Annotated in this window: 16 protein-coding genes, 1 tRNA gene and 5 pseudogenes; 11 read left to right on the forward strand and 11 right to left on the reverse strand. The window is 52.6% G+C overall.

Going from position 1 to position 24,161, the window contains the following annotated elements:
• Positions 1–185 precede the first annotated feature (185 nt).
• The 3 genes and pseudogenes from A7P97_RS03415 (at position 186) to A7P97_RS03425 (ending at position 2,187) form a co-directional block, all read left to right on the forward strand.
• Entirely contained in the window at positions 186–443 is a 258-nt protein-coding gene (locus tag A7P97_RS03415; RefSeq protein ID WP_023886953.1) for a SemiSWEET family transporter, read from the forward strand.
• A gap of 87 nt (positions 444–530) precedes the next feature.
• Positions 531–1,076 carry a methylated-DNA--[protein]-cysteine S-methyltransferase gene (locus A7P97_RS03420; protein WP_231865634.1) on the forward strand — a complete coding sequence of 182 codons (546 nt, stop codon included), beginning with the start codon at positions 531–533 and terminating at the stop codon, positions 1,074–1,076.
• 105 nt (positions 1,077–1,181) lie between these two features.
• Positions 1,182–2,187, forward strand: a pseudogene (locus A7P97_RS03425) (BtrH N-terminal domain-containing protein).
• 93 nt (positions 2,188–2,280) lie between these two features.
• Here the strand turns inward: A7P97_RS03425 and A7P97_RS03430 are convergent.
• The 5 genes and pseudogenes from A7P97_RS03430 to A7P97_RS10355 all read right to left on the reverse strand — a co-directional run.
• Positions 2,281–2,613 (reverse strand): annotated as a pseudogene (locus A7P97_RS03430) (hypothetical protein); the annotation flags it as partial.
• 88 nt (positions 2,614–2,701) lie between these two features.
• Entirely contained in the window at positions 2,702–3,148 is a 447-nt protein-coding gene (locus A7P97_RS03435; protein WP_067530401.1) for a GatB/YqeY domain-containing protein, read from the reverse strand.
• Positions 3,149–3,269: 121 nt separating this feature from the next.
• Positions 3,270–3,757, reverse strand: a pseudogene (locus tag A7P97_RS03440) (aminodeoxychorismate/anthranilate synthase component II).
• 6 nt (positions 3,758–3,763) lie between these two features.
• Entirely contained in the window at positions 3,764–4,942 is a 1,179-nt protein-coding gene (locus A7P97_RS03445) for an NYN domain-containing protein (RefSeq protein WP_067530402.1), read from the reverse strand.
• A gap of 64 nt (positions 4,943–5,006) precedes the next feature.
• Positions 5,007–5,195 (reverse strand): hypothetical protein, encoded by a 189-nt coding sequence (locus A7P97_RS10355; protein WP_185737522.1) that lies wholly within the window; start codon positions 5,193–5,195, stop codon positions 5,007–5,009.
• A 380-nt stretch (positions 5,196–5,575) separates the two neighbouring features.
• On the opposite strand from A7P97_RS10355, the gene A7P97_RS03455 reads away from it, so the two are divergent.
• A tRNA-Leu gene (locus A7P97_RS03455) sits at positions 5,576–5,660 on the forward strand.
• A gap of 270 nt (positions 5,661–5,930) precedes the next feature.
• Positions 5,931–6,146 (forward strand): Arm DNA-binding domain-containing protein, encoded by a 216-nt coding sequence (locus A7P97_RS11000; RefSeq protein WP_369799521.1) that lies wholly within the window; start codon positions 5,931–5,933, stop codon positions 6,144–6,146.
• Between the two features lie 1,339 nt (positions 6,147–7,485).
• On the opposite strand, the gene A7P97_RS10015 is transcribed toward A7P97_RS11000, so the two are convergent.
• The 3 genes from A7P97_RS10015 to A7P97_RS10025 form a co-directional block, all read right to left on the reverse strand.
• Positions 7,486–7,800: a hypothetical protein gene (locus A7P97_RS10015; protein ID WP_125080339.1), complete on the reverse strand. Its 315-nt coding sequence runs from the start codon at positions 7,798–7,800 to the stop codon at positions 7,486–7,488.
• A gap of 185 nt (positions 7,801–7,985) precedes the next feature.
• Entirely contained in the window at positions 7,986–8,597 is a 612-nt protein-coding gene (locus A7P97_RS10020) for a hypothetical protein (protein WP_156497473.1), read from the reverse strand.
• Positions 8,598–9,146: 549 nt separating this feature from the next.
• Positions 9,147–9,329, reverse strand: coding sequence for a hypothetical protein (locus A7P97_RS10025; protein ID WP_125080337.1), 183 nt, complete (start codon positions 9,327–9,329; stop codon positions 9,147–9,149).
• Between the two features lie 214 nt (positions 9,330–9,543).
• On the opposite strand from A7P97_RS10025, the pseudogene A7P97_RS03470 reads away from it, so the two are divergent.
• The 6 genes and pseudogenes from A7P97_RS03470 (at position 9,544) to A7P97_RS03510 (ending at position 20,070) form a co-directional block, all read left to right on the forward strand.
• Positions 9,544–10,745, forward strand: a pseudogene (locus A7P97_RS03470) (beta-ketoacyl-ACP synthase III).
• 44 nt (positions 10,746–10,789) lie between these two features.
• The gene (locus A7P97_RS03475; protein WP_067530406.1) at positions 10,790–11,182 is read left to right on the forward strand and encodes a hypothetical protein; all 393 of its coding nucleotides are present in this window, start codon (positions 10,790–10,792) and stop codon (positions 11,180–11,182) included.
• An 890-nt stretch (positions 11,183–12,072) separates the two neighbouring features.
• Positions 12,073–17,643 carry a YadA-like family protein gene (locus A7P97_RS09630; RefSeq protein WP_082887587.1) on the forward strand — a complete coding sequence of 1,857 codons (5,571 nt, stop codon included), beginning with the start codon at positions 12,073–12,075 and terminating at the stop codon, positions 17,641–17,643.
• An 89-nt stretch (positions 17,644–17,732) separates the two neighbouring features.
• Complete coding sequence (locus tag A7P97_RS03500; RefSeq protein ID WP_067530411.1) at positions 17,733–18,572, forward strand: OmpA family protein; 840 nt, start codon at positions 17,733–17,735, stop codon at positions 18,570–18,572.
• A gap of 253 nt (positions 18,573–18,825) precedes the next feature.
• Positions 18,826–19,233, forward strand: a complete 408-nt coding sequence (locus tag A7P97_RS03505; RefSeq protein WP_067438342.1) for a bacteriohemerythrin — start codon at positions 18,826–18,828, stop codon at positions 19,231–19,233.
• Between the two features lie 265 nt (positions 19,234–19,498).
• Positions 19,499–20,070 (forward strand): annotated as a pseudogene (locus A7P97_RS03510) (beta-class carbonic anhydrase).
• An 84-nt stretch (positions 20,071–20,154) separates the two neighbouring features.
• On the opposite strand, the gene A7P97_RS03515 reads toward A7P97_RS03510, so the two are convergent.
• The 3 genes from A7P97_RS03515 to A7P97_RS03525 form a co-directional block, all read right to left on the reverse strand.
• On the reverse strand, positions 20,155–20,688 hold the full coding sequence (locus A7P97_RS03515; RefSeq protein WP_067530412.1) for a membrane integrity-associated transporter subunit PqiC: 534 nt from the start codon (positions 20,686–20,688) through the stop codon (positions 20,155–20,157).
• The gene (gene pqiB, locus A7P97_RS03520) at positions 20,688–22,325 is read right to left on the reverse strand and encodes an intermembrane transport protein PqiB (protein ID WP_067530413.1); all 1,638 of its coding nucleotides are present in this window, start codon (positions 22,323–22,325) and stop codon (positions 20,688–20,690) included. The genes A7P97_RS03515 and pqiB overlap by 1 nt, the downstream gene beginning before the upstream one ends.
• Before the next feature lie 89 nt (positions 22,326–22,414).
• Entirely contained in the window at positions 22,415–23,641 is a 1,227-nt protein-coding gene (locus A7P97_RS03525) for a paraquat-inducible protein A (RefSeq protein ID WP_125080623.1), read from the reverse strand.
• Positions 23,642–24,161: the final 520 nt, after the last annotated feature.

Genomic DNA, 24,161 nt, shown 5'->3' on the forward strand with positions numbered 1-24,161 from the left:
TGGGGCTGGCTGAAACCATCGCGGGAGAGCGGGTTAAGTTTTGTAGTATGCCTTGCGGGCGGCGGGGGAGCGAGTCTTATAATCACGCACTTTCAGCTGCGCCCGCATGAAGAAGGCTACCTGAAAACGGGAAGCCAGCATTTGCCGGTAGGAAACGTCTGACTCACTTTTAAGAGGTAAAAATAATGACTGAAAAACAAATCAAAATTTTAGGCATCGTGGCCAGCATCATGGCTGTGGGCATGTATGTGGCCTACATTCCGCAGATTGCCGACAACCTGGCCGGGCATAAAGGCAATCCGGTGCAGCCCTTTGTGGCTTTTGTGAACTGCACGTTGTGGACTGGCTACGGCCTGTTTAAAAAACCGCGCGACTGGCCGATTGTGGTGGCCAACGTACCGGGCATCTTTTTGGGTTTGGCAGCCTGTTTTACCGCGCTGTAAGCCTTTAAACTTCGCAGTAGCCACGCTTTCAGGTAGCCTTTTGCCAATACGGCAGGCTACCTGAAAACATTGCAGGGTTTCTGCCCAATGCCATCCAACCCCAAGCCCATGCTCTATCTGCATGCCTTCCCCTCGCCCTTAGGCAATATCCTTGCCGCCGCTAGCGAACGCGGCCTGTGCCTGCTCGAATTTGCCGGCAGCCGGCGTATCGACGGCGAATTACGCGATCTCCAGCGCCTGATCGGCTGCCAAACCAAGCAGGGCGGAAACGAACACACCCGCCTGGTGCAAATCCAGCTGGGCGAATATTTCCAAGGCACGCGCCGTGAGTTTAGCGTGCCGCTGCACGCCCCCGGCAGCCCGTTTCAGCGGCGGGTGTGGAACGCGCTGCAAACCATCCCCTACGGAGACACCCATTATCAGGCTCTGGCCGAACAGCTCGGCAACCCTGCTGCCGTGCGCGCCGTAGCCGCTGCCAACGGTGCCAAACGCCTCTCCATCCTCATTCCCTGCCACCGCGTCATCGGCAAAGACGGCAGCCTCACCGGCTACGGCGGCGGCCTACAGCGCAAACAATGGCTGCTCGACCACGAACAGGGCAGGCATCAGGTGCAGCCTGATTTGCTGGGCTAAGCAGAGGAATTTCAGGTAGCCTGCTCGTGTGCTAAAAGCTACCTGAAATTCCATCTGCCCCATTTTTCACGTATCATCCCTTCCCCCACACCAACCGACAACACCATGACCACTTTCACCCACCAACACACCGCCCACTGCGAAAGCGGCGTGATGTCTGCCCTTCTCACCCACCACGGCTGCGCCATGAACGAAGCCATGTTATTCGGGCTGGCTCATGCGCTTACCTTTGTGTATTTGCCCGTGGTCAAACTCAACAGCATGCCCCTGATTTCCTACCGCATCGCCCCGCGCGGCATCATCAAAAACGTTTGCCGTGCCCTTGGTGTGAAGCTGGATATGCGCAAATTCGCCCAAGCCGAGCGTGGTGCGGCTGCGCTGGATGAGGCGCTGTTGCGCGGGCAGATTGCCGGTTTGCAAACCTCCGTGTATTGGCTGCCTTATTTCCCGCCCGAAATGCGCTTTCATTTCAACACCCACAATCTGTTGGTGTATGGCCGCGAAGGAGAGGATTATTTAATCAGCGACCCCGTATTTGAAACGCCCCAGCGCTGCGCCGCCGCCGATTTGCAGCGCGCCCGCTTTGCCAAAGGCGCCCTGGCCGGCAAAGGCTTGATGTACACGCTCGACACCGCCAGCCTGCCGACAAAGCAACAGCTGGCCGAGCGCCTGCCCGCCCTGCTGTATGCCGCCATCCGCAAAAACGCCAAACAAATGCTCGCCCCCGTGTTTTTTGTGGGCGTGCGCGGCATCCGCACCGTGGCCAAGAAAATCGAACGCCTGCCGCAAGAGCCGGAAAAATATCAAAAGCTGTGGCTCGGCCACTTGGTGCGCATGCAGGAAGAAATCGGCACCGGCGGCGCCGGTTTCCGCTATATTTACGCCTATTTTTTGGAACAGGCCGCCGATATTTGCGCCAACCCCGCCTTGCAAACCACCTCGCAGGAAATGACCGCCATCGGCGACCAATGGCGGCAGCTGGCCAGCCAATGCGTGAAACAATGCCGCCACCCAAGCGAACAAGGCTGTGCCCAAATCGCCGCCTTCCTGTGCGAAATTGCGGATAGGGAAGAAAAAACTGTGGCGCGGCTTGCTGCATATTGCGAAATAGGCCGGAGGGCAAGATGAAAGGCTACCTAAAATTTCTGGTAGCCTTTCCGGCATTCCAAGCAGCTTGCTAGGGGCTACTTGAAACTTATCTGCATTATTCCGCCTGCTGTGCGGCCAGTTTTTGCGAGAAGGCGGCCACTTCTTCGCGTTTGGCGCGGGCTTTGCTGCTGTCGATGGCTTTGCGAGCTATGTCCACGCCTTCGTCGAGCTCGTTGCTGCCGTGCACCACGAGGGCGTGTTTGCTGCCGAGCTGCTGAAACACGTGGGAGAGGGTGCCTACCAAATCAATGTGAAACACGCCGATGAGCTGGCTAGCAGCTCCAGCGAGGTTGGTGAGCGGGCCCAACACGTTGAACACGGTGCGTACGTCCAATGCGCGGCGCACGGGGGCAACGTATTTCATGCTGCTGTGGTAGTTGGGGGCATAGGGGTTTCTTTGCGGGAAAAGATAAGGCTACCTGAGAGCGCAGCCTAAAATTTGTCGGCATCTTTGTTCGGGTAGCCTTTGGCCTTTGCTATTCCTGCAAGGCGGTTTTGAGCAGGCGGCTTACATCGCTCATATCGGCCTGGCCGGCGAGGCGTTTTTTCAGCACGCCCATGGTTTTGCCCATGTCGGCCATGCCGGATGCGCCGGTTTGGGCAATGGCTTCGGCCACGGCGCTTTGGATTTCGGCTTCGGAAAGCATCTCGGGCAGGTAGCGCTGGAGGATGGATACTTCGGCCAGCTCTTTGTCGGCCAGGTCTTGGCGGCCGGCTTCGTGGTAGATGGCGGCGCTTTCTTTGCGCTGTTTAATCATTTTGCTGAGCATGGCGGTGATTTTGGCGTCGTCGGCTTCGGCGCGCTCGTCCACTTCGTAGCGTTTGATTTCGGCATTGGCCAGGCGGATGGTGGATAGGGTGAGCGTGTCTTTGGCGCGCATGGCGGTTTTCATGTCTTCGGTGAGGCGGGTTTTCAGGCTCATGGTGTTCTCCTTTTTGTTTGAGGTTTGAATTTGGGGTTTCAGGTAGCCTTTGGTTTTGCTACGAAGCGAGCCAACGCGGGAGCGAAAGTTAGGCTCACTGGCTATTGCGGCCGCGTGCTCTTTAGATGAAGTTAGCCAGCATATCGTGGCCATGTTCGGTGAGCAGGGCTTCGGGGTGGAATTGTACGCCTTCTACGGTGTGTTGTTTATGGAGCACGTCCATGATTTTACCGTCTGCCGCCCAGACGGTGATGTCGAGGCATTTGGGCAGACCGGCGAGTATGCCGCTATTGGTGTGGTACACGGGCGATACTTTGCCGTGCATCAGCTTTTGCGCGCACGATGCGGTCGCCGATGGCTTGAGTGGCCGAGGCACACGCCCAAAATGGGAATCTGCCCGGCAAAGCGGCGCAGAGGGGGCGCGGAAATGCCGGCTTCTTTGGGCGAGCAGGGGTCGGGGCCGATAACGAGGTATTGGGGCCGGAGTTCGGCAATTTCGTCCAGCGCTATGTCGTCGTTGCGGCGCACACTGATTTTCTAGCCGAACTCGGCGAAGTATTGGATGATGCTGTAGATGAAAGAGTCGCAATTATATATAAATAACAGCATGATATGCTAGGCTTGTTCGTTTTTCACGATAAAGGCTTTGTTGATGCGGATGCGTTCGCCGCGCCCGGCTTTTTTGATTTCCACCCAGTCGCTGTAGATGGAGTGGATGAGATCGCGGCCGTTGGCGCAGCCGTATTGGATGGGGTCGATGGCGGCGGGAAGCTGTTTGACTACGTCGCCCAGCCGTGCCCAGCCGTCGGGGGCGGCGGTGGCTTGGATGGCCTGCTGCACGGCGGGGATGAGCTTGGTAAAGGAGGGTTTGGCAGCTTTGGGCGAGCTGCCTTCGGCTTTGGCGGACTGGGGTTTGCGTTTGGCGGGTTTGCTTTCGGTGGGCTGGTCGCTTTGCTGGCGCGGCTCGTTTGGGTTGGGGCGGGCTTCGCTTCGTTCATTTTGGCTTTGCCGTGCTTCGCGTTGCTCGTTTTGATTTTCAGGTAGCCTTTCGGGACGGGATTCGGTTTTGCGGCGCACTTGGAGCTGGTTGTTGTCGGTGCGGTGTTCGAAGATGTCGAAGGATTTGATGAGGTCAGAGAGTTTGCCGTAGCCGTAGAGGCGGGAGTCGAAATCGGGGTTGATTTTGTTGATGTAGCTGCCGATGGGGCCGAGGTTGGCCCAGCCGAGGTCGTCGGCATTTTCACGCACTGCGCGTTTGAGCAGGGGCAGTGCATCGGGAGTGTTGTTGCTTTCTTCAGCGGCGGGGGAAGGGGTTTTACCGTTGCCGCGCTCTTTGTTGGTACGTTGTTTTTCGGGTAGGAAGATTTCGGTGTAGATAAATTTGTCGCAGGCTTTGCGGAAGGCGGTGGGGGTTTTCTTTTCGCCGAAACCGTATACGGTGAGCCCGCTTTCGCGCAGGCGGCTGGCGAGGCGGGTAAAGTCGGAGTCACTAGACACGATGCAGAAGCCGTCGAAATTGCCGCTGTAGAGCAAGTCCATGGCGTCAATTACCAAGGCCATGTCGGTGGCATTTTTGCCTTTGGTGTAGGCAAATTGTTGCACGGGGATGATGGCGTGCGGCAGGAGGGCGGCTTTCCATTTGGAGAGGCCGTGGCTCCAATCGCCATAAATGCGTTTTACGCTGGCGATGCCGTATTTGGCGATTTCTTCGAGCAGACGGTCGATAATGTCGGCGGGGGCGTTGTCGGCGTCGATGAGGACGGCGAGGCGGGCTTGTTGATCGTTTTTCTGCATGGTGTTTGGGTTCTTGGTTAGGGCTACCTGAAAAATGGCTTTCAGGTAGCCTTTGGTGTTAAGGCTATTGGTTTAACAGGGTTTTGAGGTCTTCCACCAGATGGGTGGCGGTTTGACTGACGGATCCCATCTCCACGGGGCGGCCGTTGCGGTAGGTGGAGGTGGATTCGCCGCCGATAGGGTCTTGGCTGATGTCTGTGCCGTGAAACCGGCTGGCAACGGCAGAGGTGGTAGAGGCCGAAGATGCCGACACTTCAGGCACGGCAGGTGGTTTGGATGGGTAACCGTCCAATAGCAGGAGGGCTGCGGATAAGGAGTATTGGTATGCATATGCGGCGATTATATATAGTGGATTCACTTTAAACCAGTACTGCGTTGGCTCGCTATGCTAGCTGCACTCTGCGGCTTATTAACTTGTCCTGATTTAAAGCCAATCTGCTATAATTAAGTACAAACTAGAACTCCACCATCGCACAAAATGAGGTTTTGTCCAGCCAAAAGGCAGCATGGCGGAGTAGGGCTGTGGTTTTATTGCCATTGAAAACACGGTTTTAAACGGCAAAACGGCGGATGTGCAGGTAAAAAACTTTACAAACGTGGAAAAATGCCTATAATGCCGTTTCCTCATCACCTGCCCAGGTGGCGAAATTGGTAGACGCAGGGGACTCAAAATCCCCCGCCGCAAGGTGTGTCGGTTCGAGTCCGACCCTGGGCACCACAAACCGCTTTTCAGCGGTTATTTTTTTATCTTCCTGTACCCACTAAAAACTACAAAGTAATTTGAATTCAATCGATTGATTTGTTTTGATTTTAACTTTCCATCTTTACAAATCTTCCCTTGTTTTCCAAAAGCCACATCAATCAGTTGGTGCTTTTGTAGGTGCATGGTTAAGATAACTGGCAAAAGCACCAACATCTTTCCTAGTATGGCAAATTGAGAGAAAGGATGACTAAAATAGACGGTTATTCTGCCAATAAGGGAAATGTTATGTTATTAAGTGACCGCAGGATTAAAAGCCTCAAACCCGGTAAGAAAAAACAGACCTTGGCCGACGGTAGAGGGCTATCATTTGTCGTTGCTCCTATTTTCCGAGGCAGCACACGGTATTTTGTCTACAATTACCGCTATCACGGTAAAGCACAGAGTTTGCGATTGTGGGAGGCCCACGGCATTCAGATAGGGTTTCAGGCAGATTTGGAATAGCAGGTCTTGGTAGATGCTGTGTTCCAGCTGGGCATAAGTGGTGTTGGCCACGCCGATGATTTCTTTCACTTGTTCCAGTGTGCCGTAGCTCAGTGTGCGGGAGTCTTCGCCGGTGAAAGCGTCCAACAGGCGGATTTTGTCTTGTAGCGCGTTAAATTCGGCTTGCAGCTCGGGGGAGATTTTCACTTTGCCATTGAGCAAAGCCTGCAGTTCGCCAGGTGTGAGCGGTACGCCTTGGCCGGCGGTGCCGGATTGCTCGGTGGCGGCAGTGAGCGTGGGCGTGTAGCTGCCGTAGCGGGCATCGGTTTTGCCCCACTCGGCGGCCAGCTGCGCCAGCAGTGCCGTTTGTTGCTCTTTGGTTTCGGCAGCGGCATATTGGCGCAACACTGCATCCAAAGCAGGCGACAAAGCCGCTGCCTCGCGCAAATCGCGCAGGCGGCCGATGCCGGAGAGGTTCGGATTTTGCAGCTGCTCGGCAGTCAGCTCTACATGATCGTTGAAACGGCTGAACAGCGGATCGTTGGTCAGCAGCAAATCGCCCATTTGGCGGGTTTGGCCATCGGTGGTGGTGTAGCTGCCTTCCTGCGCCAGCGTGTTGCCGTCGCCTAGGCTGCGGTTGGTGTTGCGAAATTGAGTGTTGAGCGACCGCACCTTGGCCTGCTCCAGCGTGAGCAGCTCGCCTTCCTGGCTGATGCCGTCTTGATTGAGATCGCGCCAAACGCGCAATGAAGAGAACGCTTTGTCGGCCGCATCGATTTTGCCGTCGCCGTTGTCGTCCAAATCGGCCAGCGCGGCAAAACCGTGTGCCGCCATGCCGCCGTTTTTCAGGCGGGTGGCATCGCCGAACAGCTCGCTGCCGTTGTTGATGATGCCGTCGCCATTGCGGTCGTACACCAACAGCCCGTCTTCTTTGCCCACCCAGCCCGAAGCGGTACGGATACCGTCGCCGTCGTGGTCGAAGAGGCTACCTGAAAACTGGTTGGCGGCCACAGTGCTGATACCGTTGCCATCAAGGTCTAGGGCGAGGGGGTCGACGATGTGGTATTTTTTGCCTTTATTGGCGTGTTCATGCCATTTTTTGAGTTTGCCACCATCTACCCAATGCTGTTTTTTAAGGTGTTTAGAGGGGAGGTTGCCTGGGACGGTAATATCATATGATTTATATGTGCTTTCTCCCGGTATATTTCCCAAGTTATCAAATCTATTTATTTTGTTTCCACTAAGAGTTACAGGCATATTTTCAACATGAATTTTTGTTCCAGGAGGGGCATGATTAACTATTTCTCGTTGAAAAGAGTTGAGATTTGTCTCTGAACCCGGAGTAACGCCGACGCCTCCTTCAAAATTCAGCAGATGCGAAACCAATATCAACTAGTGCTTTGGCTACAAAATCAATACAGCTATTATAAAGGATATTATACCTAGTATAAAATCCTTTTATTTCCCCGTTTTGAGCCCTGTCGGGAAAGTTTGTTAATCCATCATATTGTTCTTTAGATATTTCTATAGTAAATGATGTAACCGGATGGTTTTTATCTTCAATATAATTTTCATTATCATATTTATTTAGATGACCTGGTTTTCCAGTATCTGATGAGAGTGACCAACCATAACTATGAGTTAATTTTCCAGATGCACGTAACTCATACCACATATGACCAGGTAGTGAGTGTCCTCCTCCACTTTTTTGATTTGTGATGGAGCGCTTCTAATAGTAAGAATATAAGACATATAAATTTCCTTTCTTTTAGTAAATTTTAGATTATTTTAGGCTATAATTCGGATTAATTCCAATAGATGTTTTAATTTCATTAAATTCATTGATTTGATTACTTTTATCTATAATAATAAATTTATATCTTCCTTTTGGTAGGGTAAAACAATCAAATATAACAGTAGTAGAACTATTTTGGTTATTGCTTTTATAAGTACCACTCCATACGTCCATGCATTATCAGTATTCATGTATTCTTTATTTAATATTTCAATGTTTCTTGAGTCATATGCTATAACTTTAAATTTATAAAGATATATTTTATTTCTTGCTAGTTTACTAAGTCCTGAGAAGTTTTTTTGCATATCATCAACATATTCATTATAAGTATAATTTCCTTTATCAAAATCTTCACCATATAATTTTCTTCTTCCATTAATAAATTCTATATTCATATCAACACAGTATTGGTGTTTGAGATAAAAAACTTTATTCAAGGTTACTTGCTTGTTTTGTCCTAAAGGAAAGCTTATGTAGGAGGAAGGCTGAATGGTTCCTAGAATTATTGTTCTGCTGTAATTCCAACTTATTAATATATATGGAATTATTATTAAGATAGCTATACTCCATAGCCATGGGGAGAAGCGTTTTAGACGGCTTATTGGATAAGGAGAATGCTGAGGAGCAGCCTCGATTGTTGGATCGGGCTTGGGTGTTGAAGGCTGTTGTTTATCCATCTCAAATTCCTTTTAGCAGGATTGTTACAGCAAGCACAGGTTGGGCACTTGCTGCCTACGCGGCTACCTAAAAACCACGCAGACATCAACGCCATCCAGCGATATATCGATAATCTTCATCTGCCGTACATCTTAAATTTGCAGCTCCACAGAAACCTGCATTGCCCGTTTTCAGGTAGCCTGAAAGCACATGAACACAAATGCCAGCCCTGTGCTTACCGGCTTTTTGTGATGATTGAAATAATATTGAACTTCCGTATGCGACAGGCTACCTAAAGGCGTAAGCTTCGGTGAGAAGCTAAAACATTGGCTCGGACGAAGCGGAAGCACTGCGGCCGCAAAGTTAGCGGACGAAGCTAAATTTTTGATTCTACGTCATGTTGCTTGGCATGACAAGAATTTTATTTTGTATAGAAGCGATAAGAAGAAAGAAACTGTTGGCACGAGTTGCAATCTTGCCTGCAGGCTACCTGAAACCAGCCGCTCTCCGCTGCTGCATTTGCACTCTACAAAAGACAGCTGCTGCTGTTGGCCAATCTTGGACTTTACCTAATCGGTGTTGTCCTTTTTAGCAAGCCATGAGTTTGCTTCGCTGCAGGTGTTGCTTTTAGGTAGCCTTTTCCATTTGGTTATGCCGTTATTTGGCTGTTCCATTGCTTGGGGCTTTGCCTGGGGCGCGGCTTGGATAAATAGTTTTGCTTGAATGGCACGGATTTGGTGGGATTGTTGCAAAGAAGCTGCATAGTTTGGATGTGTGAGAGCTTTTGTTGGTGCTTAGAGTGTGGCATATGGCGGTTCGCATTTATAATTATGGGTATAGAATGCGGCTTTGATAGAACCTGCCAAATAATACGACAGCCTGAAATGATTAGCATTTCAGGCTATTTTGCGTTAGCTGCTAAGTTTCAGGTAGCCTTTGCTATATGCCGCTGTAGGCTACCTGAAAATGTCCACACACACATCATATAATATCGAAGGGGAGCCGGAATTGCATAAGCCATCAGATGTTTATATCAAGCGCGCTGCTGCGTTTCTGCCGAATCCGCCGGTGAGCAATGAGCAGATGGAAGCTGTGCTCGGTATGGTGGGGGATATGCCTTCGCGGGTGTGCAAGATGATTTTGCGCTCCAATGCCATTACTTCCCGCCATTACGCCATTGATCCGCACACCCGTCAAACCACTCATAGTAACACGGAGCTGGCTGCGCTGGCGGTGCTCGGTTTGTTGGGGCAGGGCTTGCGTGCGGACGAAATCGGCAGCTTTGCCTGCGGCACGTCTTACCCGACCAGATTTTGCCCGGCCATGCGGTGATGGTGCATGGGCTGCTGCCGCAGATTCCACCCTGCGAGGTGGTGAGCACGGCTGGCGTGTGTGTGGCGGGGATGGCGGCGATGAAGCAGGCCGAACGCGCGGTGCGTACTGGTGAATGCCGCGAAGCGGTGGCAGCAGCTTCGGAAACGGCTTCGGCGGTATTGCGCGGCGAGCGTTTCCGTTGTGAAACCGACAGCCTGCGCCTGCAGGGTGCCAAGCCGGAGATTGCGTTTGAAAAGGATTTTTTGCGCTGGATGCTGTCGGACGGTGCCGGCGCGGTGCAGCTGGGCAGTGAGCCGCTGGCCGGGCAGTTGAATTTTAAAATCCATTGGATTGATTTGCTGTCGTATGCCAGCGAGATGCCAGTGTGTATGTATGCCGGTGGCGAAGTGGGGCAGGGCGGGGAGTGGCTGAGCTGGAAAGATGTCGATGCCAATGAGTGTGCCAAGCGCAGCCTGATGGTGGTGAAGCAGGATGTGAAGCTGTTGAATGAAAATATCGTGGCTTACACGGTGGAAAAGCCGCTGTGCCGTCTAATTGCCAAGCACGGCCTGCAAGCCGGCGAGATTGATTGGTTTCTGCCGCATTACTCCTCCGATTTCTTCCGCAGTAAGTTAGCCGATGGCCTTGCTGCAGCAGGGCTGCCGATTGCCGAAGAAAAATGGTTTACCAACCTGCACTATAAAGGCAACACTGGCTCGGCGGCGATTTACATTATTTTGGAAGAGTTTATGCGCCGCACGGATATCCGAAACGGCCAGAAAATCCTATGCTACATTCCCGAAAGCGGCCGCTTTTCCACTTGTTTTATGTTGCTGGAAGCGGTGTATGCCTGAGGCTACCTGAAAACCCAGATTCTGCTTGTTTGGAACTATTCAGCATGGATATCAACGACATTCCGCAAGACGACAGCCCCAGCTATCGTGGGCATCAAAAAATTATCTATGGCACGCACAATGGCCGTTACCAAGCCGCCACCAGCACCGGCTGGCAAGACGAATCCTACGCCACTGTGCAGGCCGTGGCCGAGTTGGAGGAACAGGCCGAAGCCGCCAAGCAGGCCGTGGAGCGTGGCGAGCGCTCCGCTTTGTATTACCACATGTTCCGCAGTCGATACGACGAAGTCGGCCTGGCTATGGCCGCCGGCGTATGGCGTTGGCAGCTGCGCCACCATTTACAACCAGTCGTGTTTGAGGGGCTACCTGAAAAAACCTTGGCTAAATACGCCCAAGCGTTGGGTATCAGCTTGAGCGAACTGCGGCAACCGTTTTGAGGCGATGGATGGAGCAGGATAGCAACCTTGTTTTTCCTCTGTATTAGGCGATGGGTGTAATAGGGCCTTTGTAAAGACAATTGCTGAAAATTTATTTTACAGCTGAGAGTTTGAAACGCTTGTTTATCCTAATGATAAGCAAGCGTTTTTTGTGTAAGGGCTAGGGGCGATTGACATTGGGTTGTGTTTGCCCGATTTTGCGGTGCCCTGTGCCATTTACGATCTAGGTTTGTGTTGTATTACGATTAAAACCTCATAAAGGGTAGGGAGGAGAAAGTTACCTGAAATTTAGGAGGACATGGCAATACGATATTTTATTGCTATTTTGTTGCGTATTATAGAGAATTTTGTAATAGATATTGCTGCTAAGCTACAAGTTGATTCAAGCTAGGAATAGCTTGTAATTTACTTAGTGAGGTTACTCAATAAAGTGAAGCTTCGGCTCGGGCAATAGGAAACGAGCGTATTTATGCTTGGTTTTTAGGTGGTATTTAAGTGTTTGTATATCCAGGAATTATAATATTATGTTCGCTACCTAAAAACCGCCTGAAATGTGTAGTTGATGTGGCTTGTATAAGTAGAGAGTGTTACAAATTTGTTGCAAGTTTTTGTAAAAGAAATACAACCAAGCGATAAGCGGCTAGGATGATACGTTAACTGCCTGTATTATGCCAGCCTCAATTTGCCCACGGGTTTAGAATACGTAGTCTATTGAATTTATTTGAATAAAATAAAGGCCCTCTGCAAAAATAATTTAAGTTTTGTATGGCCTGACAAGCGTAGGAAGAAATCGATGGTGATTGATGTAAATCAACCGATGGGCTTTCCCGTTGTTTAATGTGTTTTATTTTTTGATTCTTTAATTTTGAAAAGTTAGGAAGCTGAATTATATGAACAAAGTTTACCGTACCGTATGGAATGAATGTACCAACACTTGGGTGGCTGTGCAGGAAACAGCTAAGGCTCATCGGAAGTCTGGTCGCAGCAGAGTTGTAGATGTTGGTGTGGCAGCATTGTCCTTTTTTGGTGTTAAAGCAGTTACGCTTTCTGCCGCTATTGCCGGTTTGTTTGCTATGAGCAGTACAGAAGCTTATGCTGCGCCTGGTATTTATATCAATGACGGACACGATACCGGTTGTACAGCAACGTTTGATAGTGGCAACCAAACAGGGCTATATGCGCTGGATTTGAAAGGACAGACTAATAACAGGAGAGCTTGGGGATATTGGGGTGCAGGACAAGGTGCTAACTACCCTGCAATTGACGGCACCCATTTTGGCGTACAGGTAGGAAGTTCTTTCCGCCCATGTTTATCCGTTGAAGATGCTACAAAGGGTGCTACTAATCTCTCTGGCGCAGAAAAACGTGAAACTCAAACTAATCGTACTTTGTTTTATGGCGATAAATGGAGTGCTACCGACAAAGATAACGGTGCTAAAAACCTGACGCTGGGCGGCCGTCTGGATGTCAATAGTGGCATCATTGGCATCGGTAACCGTGGTACGAACGGGGTTGATCCCAACTTCACTCCGAATGGTGAATATAAAGATACGAATGGCAACCTGTATCGTTCATCGAACAGCATCCGCATGGGTACCGGCATCACGTTGGATGAGGCCAATAATAAAGAGGCATCCGTCGCTATCGGTGTGGATACCGTGTCTTCCGGCTTGCGGGCGGTGGCCGTCGGTTGGGATGCGCAAGCCATTGGCAATGAGAGCGTGGCTTACGGCGTGCACGCCAAAGCTTCAGCTACGCAAGGCGTAGCTTTGGGGCCGTCTACCCAGGCCATTGGCAGTCAATCGACCTCCATCGGTAACAACACCATCGCCAGAGGCAATTCTTCCGTCTCCATTGGCGGGGACGACCTGAATGCGGTAGCCAGTACTACGCCGCTGGTCAGTACCAGCCCCGCTAATAACAACGATGCGCTGAACGATACGGCTGCGGCGGCTAAATATAGAAACCTGACAGGGCAGAACCTGGTCGACTTTACTTCTACCGCCGGCCGCTATATCGGTACCGAGGCGGGCGACGGCGCGGTTTCTTTGGGTGTGCAGGCCAAGGCAACAGGCGCCTTGTCAACCGCCTTTGGTACCAAAACGTCGGCAACCGGCATCGCTTCAGTGGCATTGGGCGTTGGCGCAAGCGCTGATAAAGAAAACGCCGTAGCATTGGGCGCGGGCAGCACCACGGCTGCAGCGGCTACGTCAGAAAAAACGGCAACCGTGGGTTCAATCACTTATGGCAGTGCGGCTAATCCGTTTGCTGGCAGCGGCAGCGTGACTGCCGGTGACCAGGTTTCTATTGGTTCGGCTGGTTTCGAACGCCAAATTAAACACGTTGCTCCAGGCGCTATTAATGCCGCCAGCACCGACGCCATCAACGGCAGCCAGCTGTTTTATGTAACGCAAGGATTGCAAAACCAGATTGGTGCTGCGAAAACGCATTACTATAGCGTAAGAGGCAGTGGTGCTACCGACGGAAACTACAACAACGACGGCGCAACTGGTACGCATGCACTAGCCGCTGGCGTAAATGCGTCTGCTTCTGCAGAGCATTCGGTAGCCGTAGGTTCTGCAGCCAAGGCAATGGATAAAGGAACTGTTGCGTTTGGTAATGATGCTCAAGCGACAGGACGAGATGCGTTGGGTATTGGTACGACAACCCGTGCAAACGGAATGGGTGCAACCGCAATCGGTAATACGGCTGAATCAACCAAGCATGGGGTTGCTATCGGTAATGGTGCACATGCAAAAGCTACGGGCGGTTATTCCACCGCGGTCGGTACCGGTTCCAAAGCTATGGGAGATGCTGCAGTAGCATTAGCTAATGATGCGAAGGCTGGAGGACGAAGTTCTGTTGCAGTTGGTAGAGAAGCTAATGCAGGGGGTGATGCTGCGATTTCTATCGGGGAATCGGCTGCTGCTAATGCTGCACAAGCTATTGCAATGGGTCGTGAAGCCAAGGTTACTAAAAATAATAATATCGCTATTGGCTATAAGTCCTCGGCTACCGGCGAAAGGACGGTCGTGGTCGGCCCGAATGCAATTGCGACCGCCGATGATGCGACCACAATCGGGAGTGCGGCAACAGCAACAAAATTACGCAGTTCGGCATTCGGTAGTAATGCGAAAGCTGACGGTATTGATTCCTCCGCATTAGGACAAGGTGCTGAAGCCAAAGCGGATAGCGCAACAGCTATCGGTTCTAAGGCTATTGCTTCTCAGGGCAGCTCCACCTCTATAGGTACTGAGGCTAAGGTGGCAGCCGCCAGCGGTGTTGCTATCGGTGCGGGTGCGAAAGTAGAAGGTGCTGGACAATATGGTACTGCCATCGGTTCTGGCGCAACGGCAACCCATTCTAAGTCTGTTGCATTGGGTAGTTCTTCGACTACTGAAAATGCGGTAGGTACAAATACTGCAACGGTAGGCAATATCACTTACGGTGGTTTTGCGGGAACCAATCCTGTTGCGACAGTAAGTGTTGGTAATGGCAATGAAAAACGTACAATTACCAATGTGGCTGCGGGCCGCATCAGTGCCACCAGCACCGATGCCATCAATGGCAGCCAGCTGTATGCCACACAAACAGTGATTGGCAATGTGGCTGGTAGCATGAAGAATATTTTGGGTGGTAATGCAGCCGTAGGCGCCGATGGTAAACTCAGCATGAACAATATTGGTGGCACAGGTAAGGGCAACATTCACGAAGCCATTCAAGCCAGCAGAACCACGGTGTCTTCTAACAACGGCAGCCTTACGGTCACCAAAACGACCAATGGAACAACTGGCGCAGATAACTACGATCTGAGTGTCAACGCCCAAGGCTTGGCCGAGTCTGCCCAGCTGCCGGTGGTCTACACCAAAGCTGACGGCAGCAAAGTGTACAAACACACCGACGGCAAGTTCTACGATGCGCCCGAAGGTCAACCGGGGGCGCAGCAAGTACAGGCTGGCGACGTGATTGCCAGCATGCAGAATGCCGCTGGCTCCACCACTGAGCCGACCACATTGGCCAATGTGAAGAGCAACCTGGCTGATACAACCAATGCTGTAAACAACCCGGCCAACAACAGCCGCGCTGATTTTGCAGGCAAAGGCAACAATGCCGCTACCGTAAACGACGTATTGAACGCTGGCTTCACCGTACAAGGCAACGGAGTTAATAAGGACTTCGTCACCCACGGCGACACTGTCAACTTCGCCAACGGCCAAGGTACTGTAGCCAAAGTAACGAGTACCAACGGCGTAACTACCGTTAAGGTTGATACCCCGATGACCTATGCCGATGCTTCAGGCAACCCCACCAATACGCCAACTAACAGGGTGAACTTAGTAGGCGGTACCGCAGGCAACCCGGTTACCTTGGGTAACGTGGCGGACGGTACTGTTGCCGCAGGCAGCAAGGAAGCTGTAAACGGCGGTCAGCTGTATGCCACCAACCAAAACGTGGCCAAAGGTATCAACTTCGGCGGTACTACTGGCAGCAACAACTACAAGCTGGGTGACACCATCAACGTGAAAGGCGACAGCAACATCACCAGCACCACTATAGCTGGCGGCACACAGTTGGCGTTGAACCCGAACCTGAACGTAACCAGCGTAACCACCACCGATGCAGCTGGTAATAAAACTGTTACCAACGGTAGTGGCGTAACCATCACTCCGGCAGCAGGTGGCGGCAACCCCGTTAGTCTTACCACCGGTGGTCTGAACAACGGCGGCAACAAAATTACCAATGTTGCTAGAGGTACGGATGGCACGGATGCAGTTAACGTGAATCAGCTGAATGCGGCTAAAGCAGCAGCCACCAGCAAGATAGAAGCAGGCAACGGTATTAGTGTTAGCAGTACGCCAAATGCTGATGGCAGTACCACCTACAAAGTGGCTGCCGACACCACTGCGTTGAACGTGGGCGACGGCACCGGTGGCAACCCGGCTGGTAAAGTGATTGCTCCGGCTCCCGCTGATGCTAACAAACTGGCTACTGCCGGCGATATAGCCAAGGCCATCAACAACAGCGGCTTCAACATCGATGCTGGCGGCAATGTAGCGGGTAATCATTCTGCTACGCTCGCCAAACCCGGCAGCACTCTGACCCTGAAAGCGGGCAACGGGTTGACTGTGAAACAGGAGGTGGACGGCAATGGCAATCAGAGCTACACCTACGCCCTGAATGCCCAATCTGTGGTGCAGAGCGCCCAAACCCCGGTGGCGTACACCAAAGCTGACGGCAGCAAAGTGTACAAACACACCGACGGCAAGTTCTACGATGCGCCCGAAGGTCAACCGGGGGCGCAGCAAGTACAGGCTGGCGACGTGATTGCCAGCATGCAGAATGCCGCTGGCTCCACCACTGAGCCGACCACATTGGCCAATGTGAAGAGCAACCTGGCTGATACAACCAATGCTGTAAACAACCCGGCCAACAACAGCCGCGCTGATTTTGCAGGCAAAGGCAACAATGCCGCTACCGTAAACGACGTATTGAACGCTGGCTTCACCGTACAAGGCAACGGAGTTAATAAGGACTTCGTCACCCACGGCGACACTGTCAACTTCGCCAACGGCCAAGGTACTGTAGCCAAAGTAACGAGTACCAACGGCGTAACTACCGTTAAGGTTGATACCCCGATGACCTATGCCGATGCTTCAGGCAACCCCACCAATACGCCAACTAACAGGGTGAACTTAGTAGGCGGTACCGCAGGCAACCCGGTTACCTTGGGTAACGTGGCGGACGGTACTGTTGCCGCAGGCAGCAAGGAAGCTGTAAACGGCGGTCAGCTGTATGCCACCAACCAAAACGTGGCCAAAGGTATCAACTTCGGCGGTACTACTGGCAGCAACAACTACAAGCTGGGTGACACCATCAACGTGAAAGGCGACAGCAACATCACCAGCACCACTATAGCTGGCGGCACACAGTTGGCGTTGAACCCGAACCTGAACGTAACCAGCGTAACCACCACCGATGCAGCTGGTAATAAAACTGTTACCAACGGTAGTGGCGTAACCATCACTCCGGCAGCAGGTGGCGGCAACCCCGTTAGTCTTACCACCGGTGGTCTGAACAACGGCGGCAACAAAATTACCAATGTTGCTAGAGGTACGGATGGCACGGATGCAGTTAACGTGAATCAGCTGAATGCGGCCTTGGGTGCTTTGAGCGGTACCAACAATGCTAACATCATTGCTCTGGATGCCAAAGTTAACGATGTAGCCAATACTGCCAATGCCGGTGTGGCTCAAGCCATTGCCACTGCTGGCCTGCCGCAGGCTTACTTGCCGGGCAAAAACATGGTGGCTGTGGGTGGCGGCTACTACAAAGGAGAAACTGGTTATGCCGTTGGCTTCTCCACTATTTCTGATAGCGGTAACTGGATTATTAAAGCTACCGGCAGCGGTAATTCACGTGGTAACTTCGGTGCTTCTATCGGTGCAGGCTATCAGTGGTAAGCTGAAAGAGGCTACCTGAAAATCTAAGCATAGAATTTTCAGGTAGCCCTACTGGATTCTCCAAAATAAACAACCCAAAGGAAAAAATTATGAAATTTGCTAAAGTAGCCCGTTGCACAGCAGCTGTGACCACTATCGCCATAGTATTGTCTGCCTGTTCCTCACTAACAAGAGTAAGCTCAAGCGGTACTACTGACCAGCCGGTATGGCCAAAGTGGGATCGGGTAACCCTCAATAAAACCCGTGGCACCTTCCCTGATTTGGGCAGTCTGAACCAAGTGAGAGCTGGCTTGACCAAAGACGATTTGTACTACCTGATCGGCCGTCCGCACTACGGTGAAATGTGGCGTCCGCGCGAATGGAACTACCTGTTCCACTTCCATACTCCCGGCCAAGGTACCAATGGCGTAACTACTTGCCAATTTAAAGTGTTGTTCGACAAAAACGTGTTCAGCAACGAAACCTACTGGCGCGCTGTTGATCCCGAAAACGCCACCTGCCCACCACTATCGCAAGAGTCTGCAGCCCCTGCACAACAGCAGCACCGCTACACGCTGAGTGCAGATGTATTATTTGCGTTCGACCGTAGCGGCGAATATGATTTACAACCACGTGGACGCGAAGAGCTGAGCGAATTGGCCGCTAAATTGAGAAACTTCGAGCAGCTCAATAGCATCACCGTAATCGGCCACACCGATTACCTCGGCTCAGATGCCTATAATCAAAATCTATCGCAGCAGCGCGCCGAAACTGTGCGCCGTTATTTGGCAGCTCAAGGCTTGCCGGCTGACAAAATCCGCGCAGTTGGCATGGGCGAATCCCAGCCAGTTAGGCAGTGCGATAACCACGGTGGACGCAACCAGCTGATCACCTGCCTGCAGCCCAATCGTCGTGTGGAGATCCAAGTAGACGGCTACGGCAGCCGCTAAGCTTGCCTACAGGCAGTTTTGTTAGTACTCAGTTGGCAATAAATAAACCTTTCTGTTTCGGCAGAAAGGTTTATTTATTGCAGGGGAGGAAACTGGCATAAGACTTGCTTGGAATTAGATAGCTCTTACATATCTGTTTCACCTGTCAGGATTTTGCTGGCGGATTTTCGGTTTTATGTAAAAGTTGCTGCTTGGCGAGGAAGTTTAAGTGCCGCGGCGATCAATTTTTTGTTTACTTGATGAGGGATACACCATGCCTTTCGTATATTGGACTTCCGATTTGGACACCGGACTCGACGATATCGATGCACAACACCGCCAATTGGTTGATTATACTAATAAGTTGTATGATGCCAGAGAAGCTAACGATAAAGAAGCTATCGAGCTGGAACTCCAACACCTGATTGACTACACCGTAGAACACTTCAGCTACGAAGAAATGATGTTGGAGGAGGCACAGTACCGTCTGGTAGAGCAGCACAGAAAAGTGCATCAAAACTTCGTAAACCGTATGAGTACCCTGCAAGCCCGTTATCACAACGGCGACCTTGAAGCCTTGGATGAAGTAATTACTTTATGTGAAGGCTGGTTGTTCCGCCACATCCGTATTAACGACCATGGCTACGTTGACAGCGTGAAAGCATCCGGCATCCGCTCTTAATCTGAGTAGATTTTGCTCCATAGGCTACCTGAAAATCGTTTTAGGTAGCCTGTTTGTATAGCCATCCAGAATAGGAATGATACGGTGTTGCCTTGTCTTGCTACTGTTTTTTGTCTGTAGTTCGGCGTCTTCATCCTACTTGGGAAGACTATATTAAGGAGCACATTTAAATAGAATGCAGAAATGATTTACTCCTCTGGTATATATTGAACATTACTTATCCGTATTACTTTGCAGCTCCATCCCAGCTATGAAGGGAGCTTTCATGAACCTACTTGATGAAACTATAAAACACAATAAACACTTCGTTGAAAGCGGCGAATGCGTAGAATTTTTCAGCAATAAATACCCTGAAAAGAAACTGGCCATCCTATCCTGCATGGATATACGTATTTTCGAGCTGCTGTATGCCGCCTTAAACTTGAAAAACGGCGATGGCAAAGTTATCCGTAATACCGGCGCTATAGTGCCGCACCCGTGGGGTTCAGGAATACGCAGACTCTTGGTGGTTGTGTTTGATTTAGATGTGGAAGAAATCATGGTGGTGGTGCATCATGACTGCAGCATGTGCGGCTTTTCTCCCAATCGCCCGTTTAATAAAGCCCGCGCCGCCAGCATTCCGGAGGCGAACACCAACATCCTATGTCATACTGGTATTGACTTAGACGTCTGACTCACCGGCTTCGATAATGCTGACGACAGCGTACGCCAACCGTGAAGTCCATCAAACAACACCTGCTGATGTCTGAGTGCATCGCCGTATGCGGCTTGGCTATCCACCCTGCTACCGGCAAGCTCACCGTGGTGGTGGAAGGCAATAAAAAAGCCGCCGAGTAAATGCCGCTTTGTCCAATAGCCTGCGCTTCATGCCCGCTGCTCTAGTTTTCAGGTAGCTTTTTACTGATGTCTGCGGCGTGGTATTTAGTGGCCGCCTACGGTGTCGGCAGCACGGGTTAGACCTTGGGACAGGGATTCCACCATGGAGGAGTAGCCGTCACCTTGCTGCGGGGTTTTGATGTTGAATGGGGTGGTGCGGCCGTTCGGCCATTGGGCATAGCCGCTCACGAGGGTGTGGCCTTGGAAGCTGCCTTGGAATTGTTCGATATAAATTTTGAGCACGGGCAAGCTGTTGCCGCGGCCGTAGGGCACGAAGCGGGCGCTGCCGTGGCGGTTGAGCCGGTTGCTGAAGGCGGCGGCCAGGCTTTGGTCCAGCGGGGCGGCCCACAGGTGGTGGCGGGCGAAGTTGAGGCGGTGGGCGTCGGTTTGGTAAACGAGGCCGCCTTGGCCGAGCGGCTCGGCCAGGATGATTTGCACGGCGGTTTGGCCGCTGCTTTGGCCGGCCGGCGGCATGAAGGCGCTGTCGGGCAGGCTGAAATACTGGGCGGTGGGGGCGGAGGCGCAGGCGGCCAGCAGCAGGGCCGTGGCGGCGGCGGACAGTTTGGCAAACAAGGACATCAGCGGCTTCCTTTCGGGGTGGGGTCGGTGGCGGAAGATTTGAAAATCAGGGCGTTGGGCTGCTCTTTAAGGGTGTTGAGCACGGGCGCGGCCTGCTGCAGGGTGCGGTCGATGCTGCGCAGGGTTTTCTGCACATCGCCATACACGGGCGATTGCGGGGATACGCCCTGCAGGGTGGTGCGCAGTTCGGCCAGGGTGCGGTTGAGCTCGCCGGGCAGCTGCTGGGTTTGCGGCTGGCCGAGCAGGCGGTTGGCTTGGGCGAGCGTGCCTTTCAGCTCGGTTAGGCTGCCGTTGAGTTCGCGCACGGTTTTATCCAGCGGCAGGCGGTTGAATTTGTCGAGCAGGGCGGAGACCTGCTGCTGCAAATCGCCCAGGCTGCCGCCGTTGCGGCTGGCGATGACGGTGTTGCCCTGATAGCTGGCGGCGGGTTTGAGCACGCTTTGGCCGGGGGCTTCGGAAAGCTCGACAAACAGGGAGCCGGTGAGCAGGTTGTTGCTGGACAGGGTGGCGCTGAGGCCTTTGTTGAGGGCGCGGCCGATTTGGTCGGCCCAGGCTTCTTTGCTTTGGCTGTCGGCGTTGATTTCGAGGCGGGAGGGGTCGATGCGGATGCGCACGGGAACCCAGCCGTTGTCGAACAGGTTGAGGCTGTCGTTGCGGCTGAAGTAGGGCACGTCGGTTACCGTGCCGACGGGGATGCCTTTGTATTCCACGGGTGCGCCGGCGGCCAGGCCGCGCACGCTTTGTTTGAAGAAAACCACGTAATACAGCGAGCGCGCGTCGGCTTGGTTGTCTACGTCGGCACGGCTGTCGTAGAGGGGGAAGAGGGTGTTGTTGCCTACTTGGCTGCCTTTGTTGCCGCCGGGCGGGTCGTCGAAGGCGATGGCGCCGGAAATCAGGGCGGGCAGGGAAGGAGTGTCCACTTTGAGGCCGCTGCCGCCGAGCTCGATTTTGAGGCCGCTTTGCAGCCAGAAGCGCACGTTGTTGCCGATGAGTTTGTCGTTGGGGCTGCCGATGAAGATTTGGTAGTCGGTGGTTTTGGACACGGGGTCGAATTTCGCGCCCTCTACGATGCCCACCACGATGTCGCGGTACATCACCGGGCTGCCGCTGCTAAGAATTTTGCCGCTGCCGCCTTTTAAGCGCAACCGCAGGCCGCCTTGGGAGAAGGCAGACACGGGCGGCACATCGGCCACGGTGAATTCGCGTGCTTCTTCCGGGCTTTTCCCGGGCATCAGGGCGATATACGAGCCGGACACGAGCGTGCTCAAGCCGGTGATGCCGCTTTGGTCCACGCGCGGTTTCACCATCCAAAATTGGCTGTCTTTACGGATCATGTCTTTAGCTTCGCCGGTGAGCTGGGCGGTGAGTGCCACGCCTTCCTGGCCGGGGCGCAGGTGGATGGCGGTAACGCGGCCCACGTCTACATCCAACACCTTAATCACGGTGTTATTCACTTCAATGCCCTCGGCATTACTCATATACAGCGTGACTTCCGGGCCGGTGTTGCGGATGTGGTCGAACAGCAGCCAGCCGCCGGTGAAGAGGGCAATGAGCGGAATCAGCCAAACCATAAAGGAAAAACTGCGGTTGCGGCGGATTTTTGCCTGTGGTTCGCGTGTGGAAGAAGGTTTATTCATTGTGTGATTTGCGTTTTATGGAAGAGGTTTTCAGGTAGCCTATGCTGCGTTGGGGCTACCTGAAAATGGTTCGGGCAGCCCTAATGGTTTCAGGTAGCCTTTGTGTTGCGCTGGGCAGCTTTGTCCCACATCAGGCGCGGGTCGAAAAAATGTGCCGACAGCATGGTGAGCAGCACCACCAAGCAGAAATACAGCGCCGCCGGCCCGGGCACCACCCGCGCCATGTGCGTGCGGAAAGTGGACATCAGCATGATGATGACGAAAATATCAATCATCGACCAACGCCCGATGGATTCCGTAAGCAAATACAGCTTGGAAAGCTTCTGCGGCGCCATCTTGGTGCCGAACTTCGCCGCATACAGCAGCACGCCCATGGCGATGATCTTCAGCCACGGCACCATAATGCTGGCGCTGAAAATAATCATGGCAATGTAGTGGTCGCCGTCGCGCCACATAAACCGGATACCGCTGAAAATCGTGCTGCGTTCGATAACCGTGGGGTTGGACGACACCATAATCGTCATCAGATTGGCCGGCAGCAGCAAAATCACAGAAGTAATCAATAGTGCCAAGCTCAAGCTCAGACTGTTTGGCCGCCGTTTGTGCAGCCCCGAGCCGCAAATTTCGCATTCGGTTTCGTGTGCCGGCCGCTCAAACAAACACTTGCCGCAAAACACCGAGCCGCCTTCTGGTCGCACCAAATCCTTATCCCCACGCAGCCGCCGGATTTGGTAATACACCCAATGCTCCGGCACGGAAAGCGCAGTGCGGATAAGCAGCACGGACAGCACAAACATCAAATAAAACGCCGGCCCGAAATGCACTTCCGCCACTTTGCCCAGCTTGATGTAGGCCACCAGCGTGGAAATAAAAAACACATCCACCATCATCCAGCCGCGCAGCCGCACCAGCCAGCGCGTGGCCCGCAGCACACCAGGCGGCGGCTTGCCCCACAGCAGCCCGCCATACACATACAAACACAGCAGGCAGAAGAAAAACGGCGCGCCGAAGGTGAGCACAAACATCACCTCGGCCAAAAAGCTGGATTTCTGCAAAATCAGCACCTTCATCATTTCCGGCATAGTGAGCGGCACCTCTAGGCCCAACACCGTAACATGCATATACAGCCCGGAAAACACCACCGCCAGCATAACCAGCGAAGCCAAAGCCAGCGCCAGTGGCAGCAGAAACGGGTTGGTTTCCACACGCGCCAGCGGATGGCCGCAGCGCGGGCAAAACGCCGCTTTCCCCGGCTTGAGCGGCGGCAGGCGCAGCTCAAGCCCGCAGGAATGGCAGGAAATATAGTGTGCCGGCATTACCGCCTTCGGCTGATAAGGTCGGTAGCGGCGCGCGCGGCGCAAGCGGGTAGCGAATTTCAAAAGGAAACCGGAAGATAATGAAAAATGGCGATTATAGCCTAAAGCGGATTGGCAGCAATAGTTTAGGGGCTGTTGACAACTGCTGGTTTCCGCGTCTTTTTGCCCCAAAGGCGGCATCTTCCGCGTTGGAAGTTCTCGCAAGGTGTCCAACCTTACTGCGGTTTCCGCCTTGAATCTGCCGCCTTTGGGGCAAAAATCCGCTTGGAAAAGTAGCTGTCAGCAGACTCTAGCAGGTTTTCAGGTAGCCTTGGCTGGGGAGAAGGCTAGCTGAAAAATAATCGGTATTGGAAAAAAGAGTTGGGCAGATAGTGTTCAGGTAGCCTCTTTGTGTAAAAGACAGGCTACTTGAAAATGGTGGAAGCGGTATCTGCTGTCCACAAAAAAAGGCTACCTGGAAAATCGTGGCTGTTGCGGATAGGAGTTTGGTGTGGAAGTGCGGCACACTATTTTCAGGTAG

This window comes from Eikenella sp. NML070372 (assembly GCF_001648415.1).
In the GTDB taxonomy this organism is placed as follows: domain Bacteria; phylum Pseudomonadota; class Gammaproteobacteria; order Burkholderiales; family Neisseriaceae; genus Eikenella; species Eikenella exigua.

Excerpts from the sequence above, each read along its gene's own strand:
- A7P97_RS03515 (WP_067530412.1), bottom strand. The coding sequence starts at position 20,688 with ATGTCCTTGTTTGCCAAACTGTCCGCCGCCGCCACGGCCCTGCTGCTG.
- A7P97_RS03420 (WP_231865634.1), top strand. The coding sequence starts at position 531 with ATGCCATCCAACCCCAAGCCCATGCTCTATCTGCATGCCTTCCCCTCG.
- A7P97_RS03445 (WP_067530402.1), bottom strand. The coding sequence starts at position 4,942 with ATGCAGAAAAACGATCAACAAGCCCGCCTCGCCGTCCTCATCGACGCC.
- pqiB (WP_067530413.1), bottom strand. The coding sequence starts at position 22,325 with ATGAATAAACCTTCTTCCACACGCGAACCACAGGCAAAAATCCGCCGC.
- A7P97_RS11000 (WP_369799521.1), top strand. The coding sequence starts at position 5,931 with ATGTTATTAAGTGACCGCAGGATTAAAAGCCTCAAACCCGGTAAGAAA.
- A7P97_RS10020 (WP_156497473.1), bottom strand. The coding sequence starts at position 8,597 with ATGGATAAACAACAGCCTTCAACACCCAAGCCCGATCCAACAATCGAG.
- A7P97_RS03505 (WP_067438342.1), top strand. The coding sequence starts at position 18,826 with ATGCCTTTCGTATATTGGACTTCCGATTTGGACACCGGACTCGACGAT.
- A7P97_RS03525 (WP_125080623.1), bottom strand. The coding sequence starts at position 23,641 with ATGCCGGCACACTATATTTCCTGCCATTCCTGCGGGCTTGAGCTGCGC.
- A7P97_RS03475 (WP_067530406.1), top strand. The coding sequence starts at position 10,790 with ATGGATATCAACGACATTCCGCAAGACGACAGCCCCAGCTATCGTGGG.
- A7P97_RS09630 (WP_082887587.1), top strand. The coding sequence starts at position 12,073 with ATGAACAAAGTTTACCGTACCGTATGGAATGAATGTACCAACACTTGG.
- A7P97_RS03435 (WP_067530401.1), bottom strand. The coding sequence starts at position 3,148 with ATGAGCCTGAAAACCCGCCTCACCGAAGACATGAAAACCGCCATGCGC.
- A7P97_RS10015 (WP_125080339.1), bottom strand. The coding sequence starts at position 7,800 with ATGTGGTATGAGTTACGTGCATCTGGAAAATTAACTCATAGTTATGGT.
- A7P97_RS03415 (WP_023886953.1), top strand. The coding sequence starts at position 186 with ATGACTGAAAAACAAATCAAAATTTTAGGCATCGTGGCCAGCATCATG.
- A7P97_RS03500 (WP_067530411.1), top strand. The coding sequence starts at position 17,733 with ATGAAATTTGCTAAAGTAGCCCGTTGCACAGCAGCTGTGACCACTATC.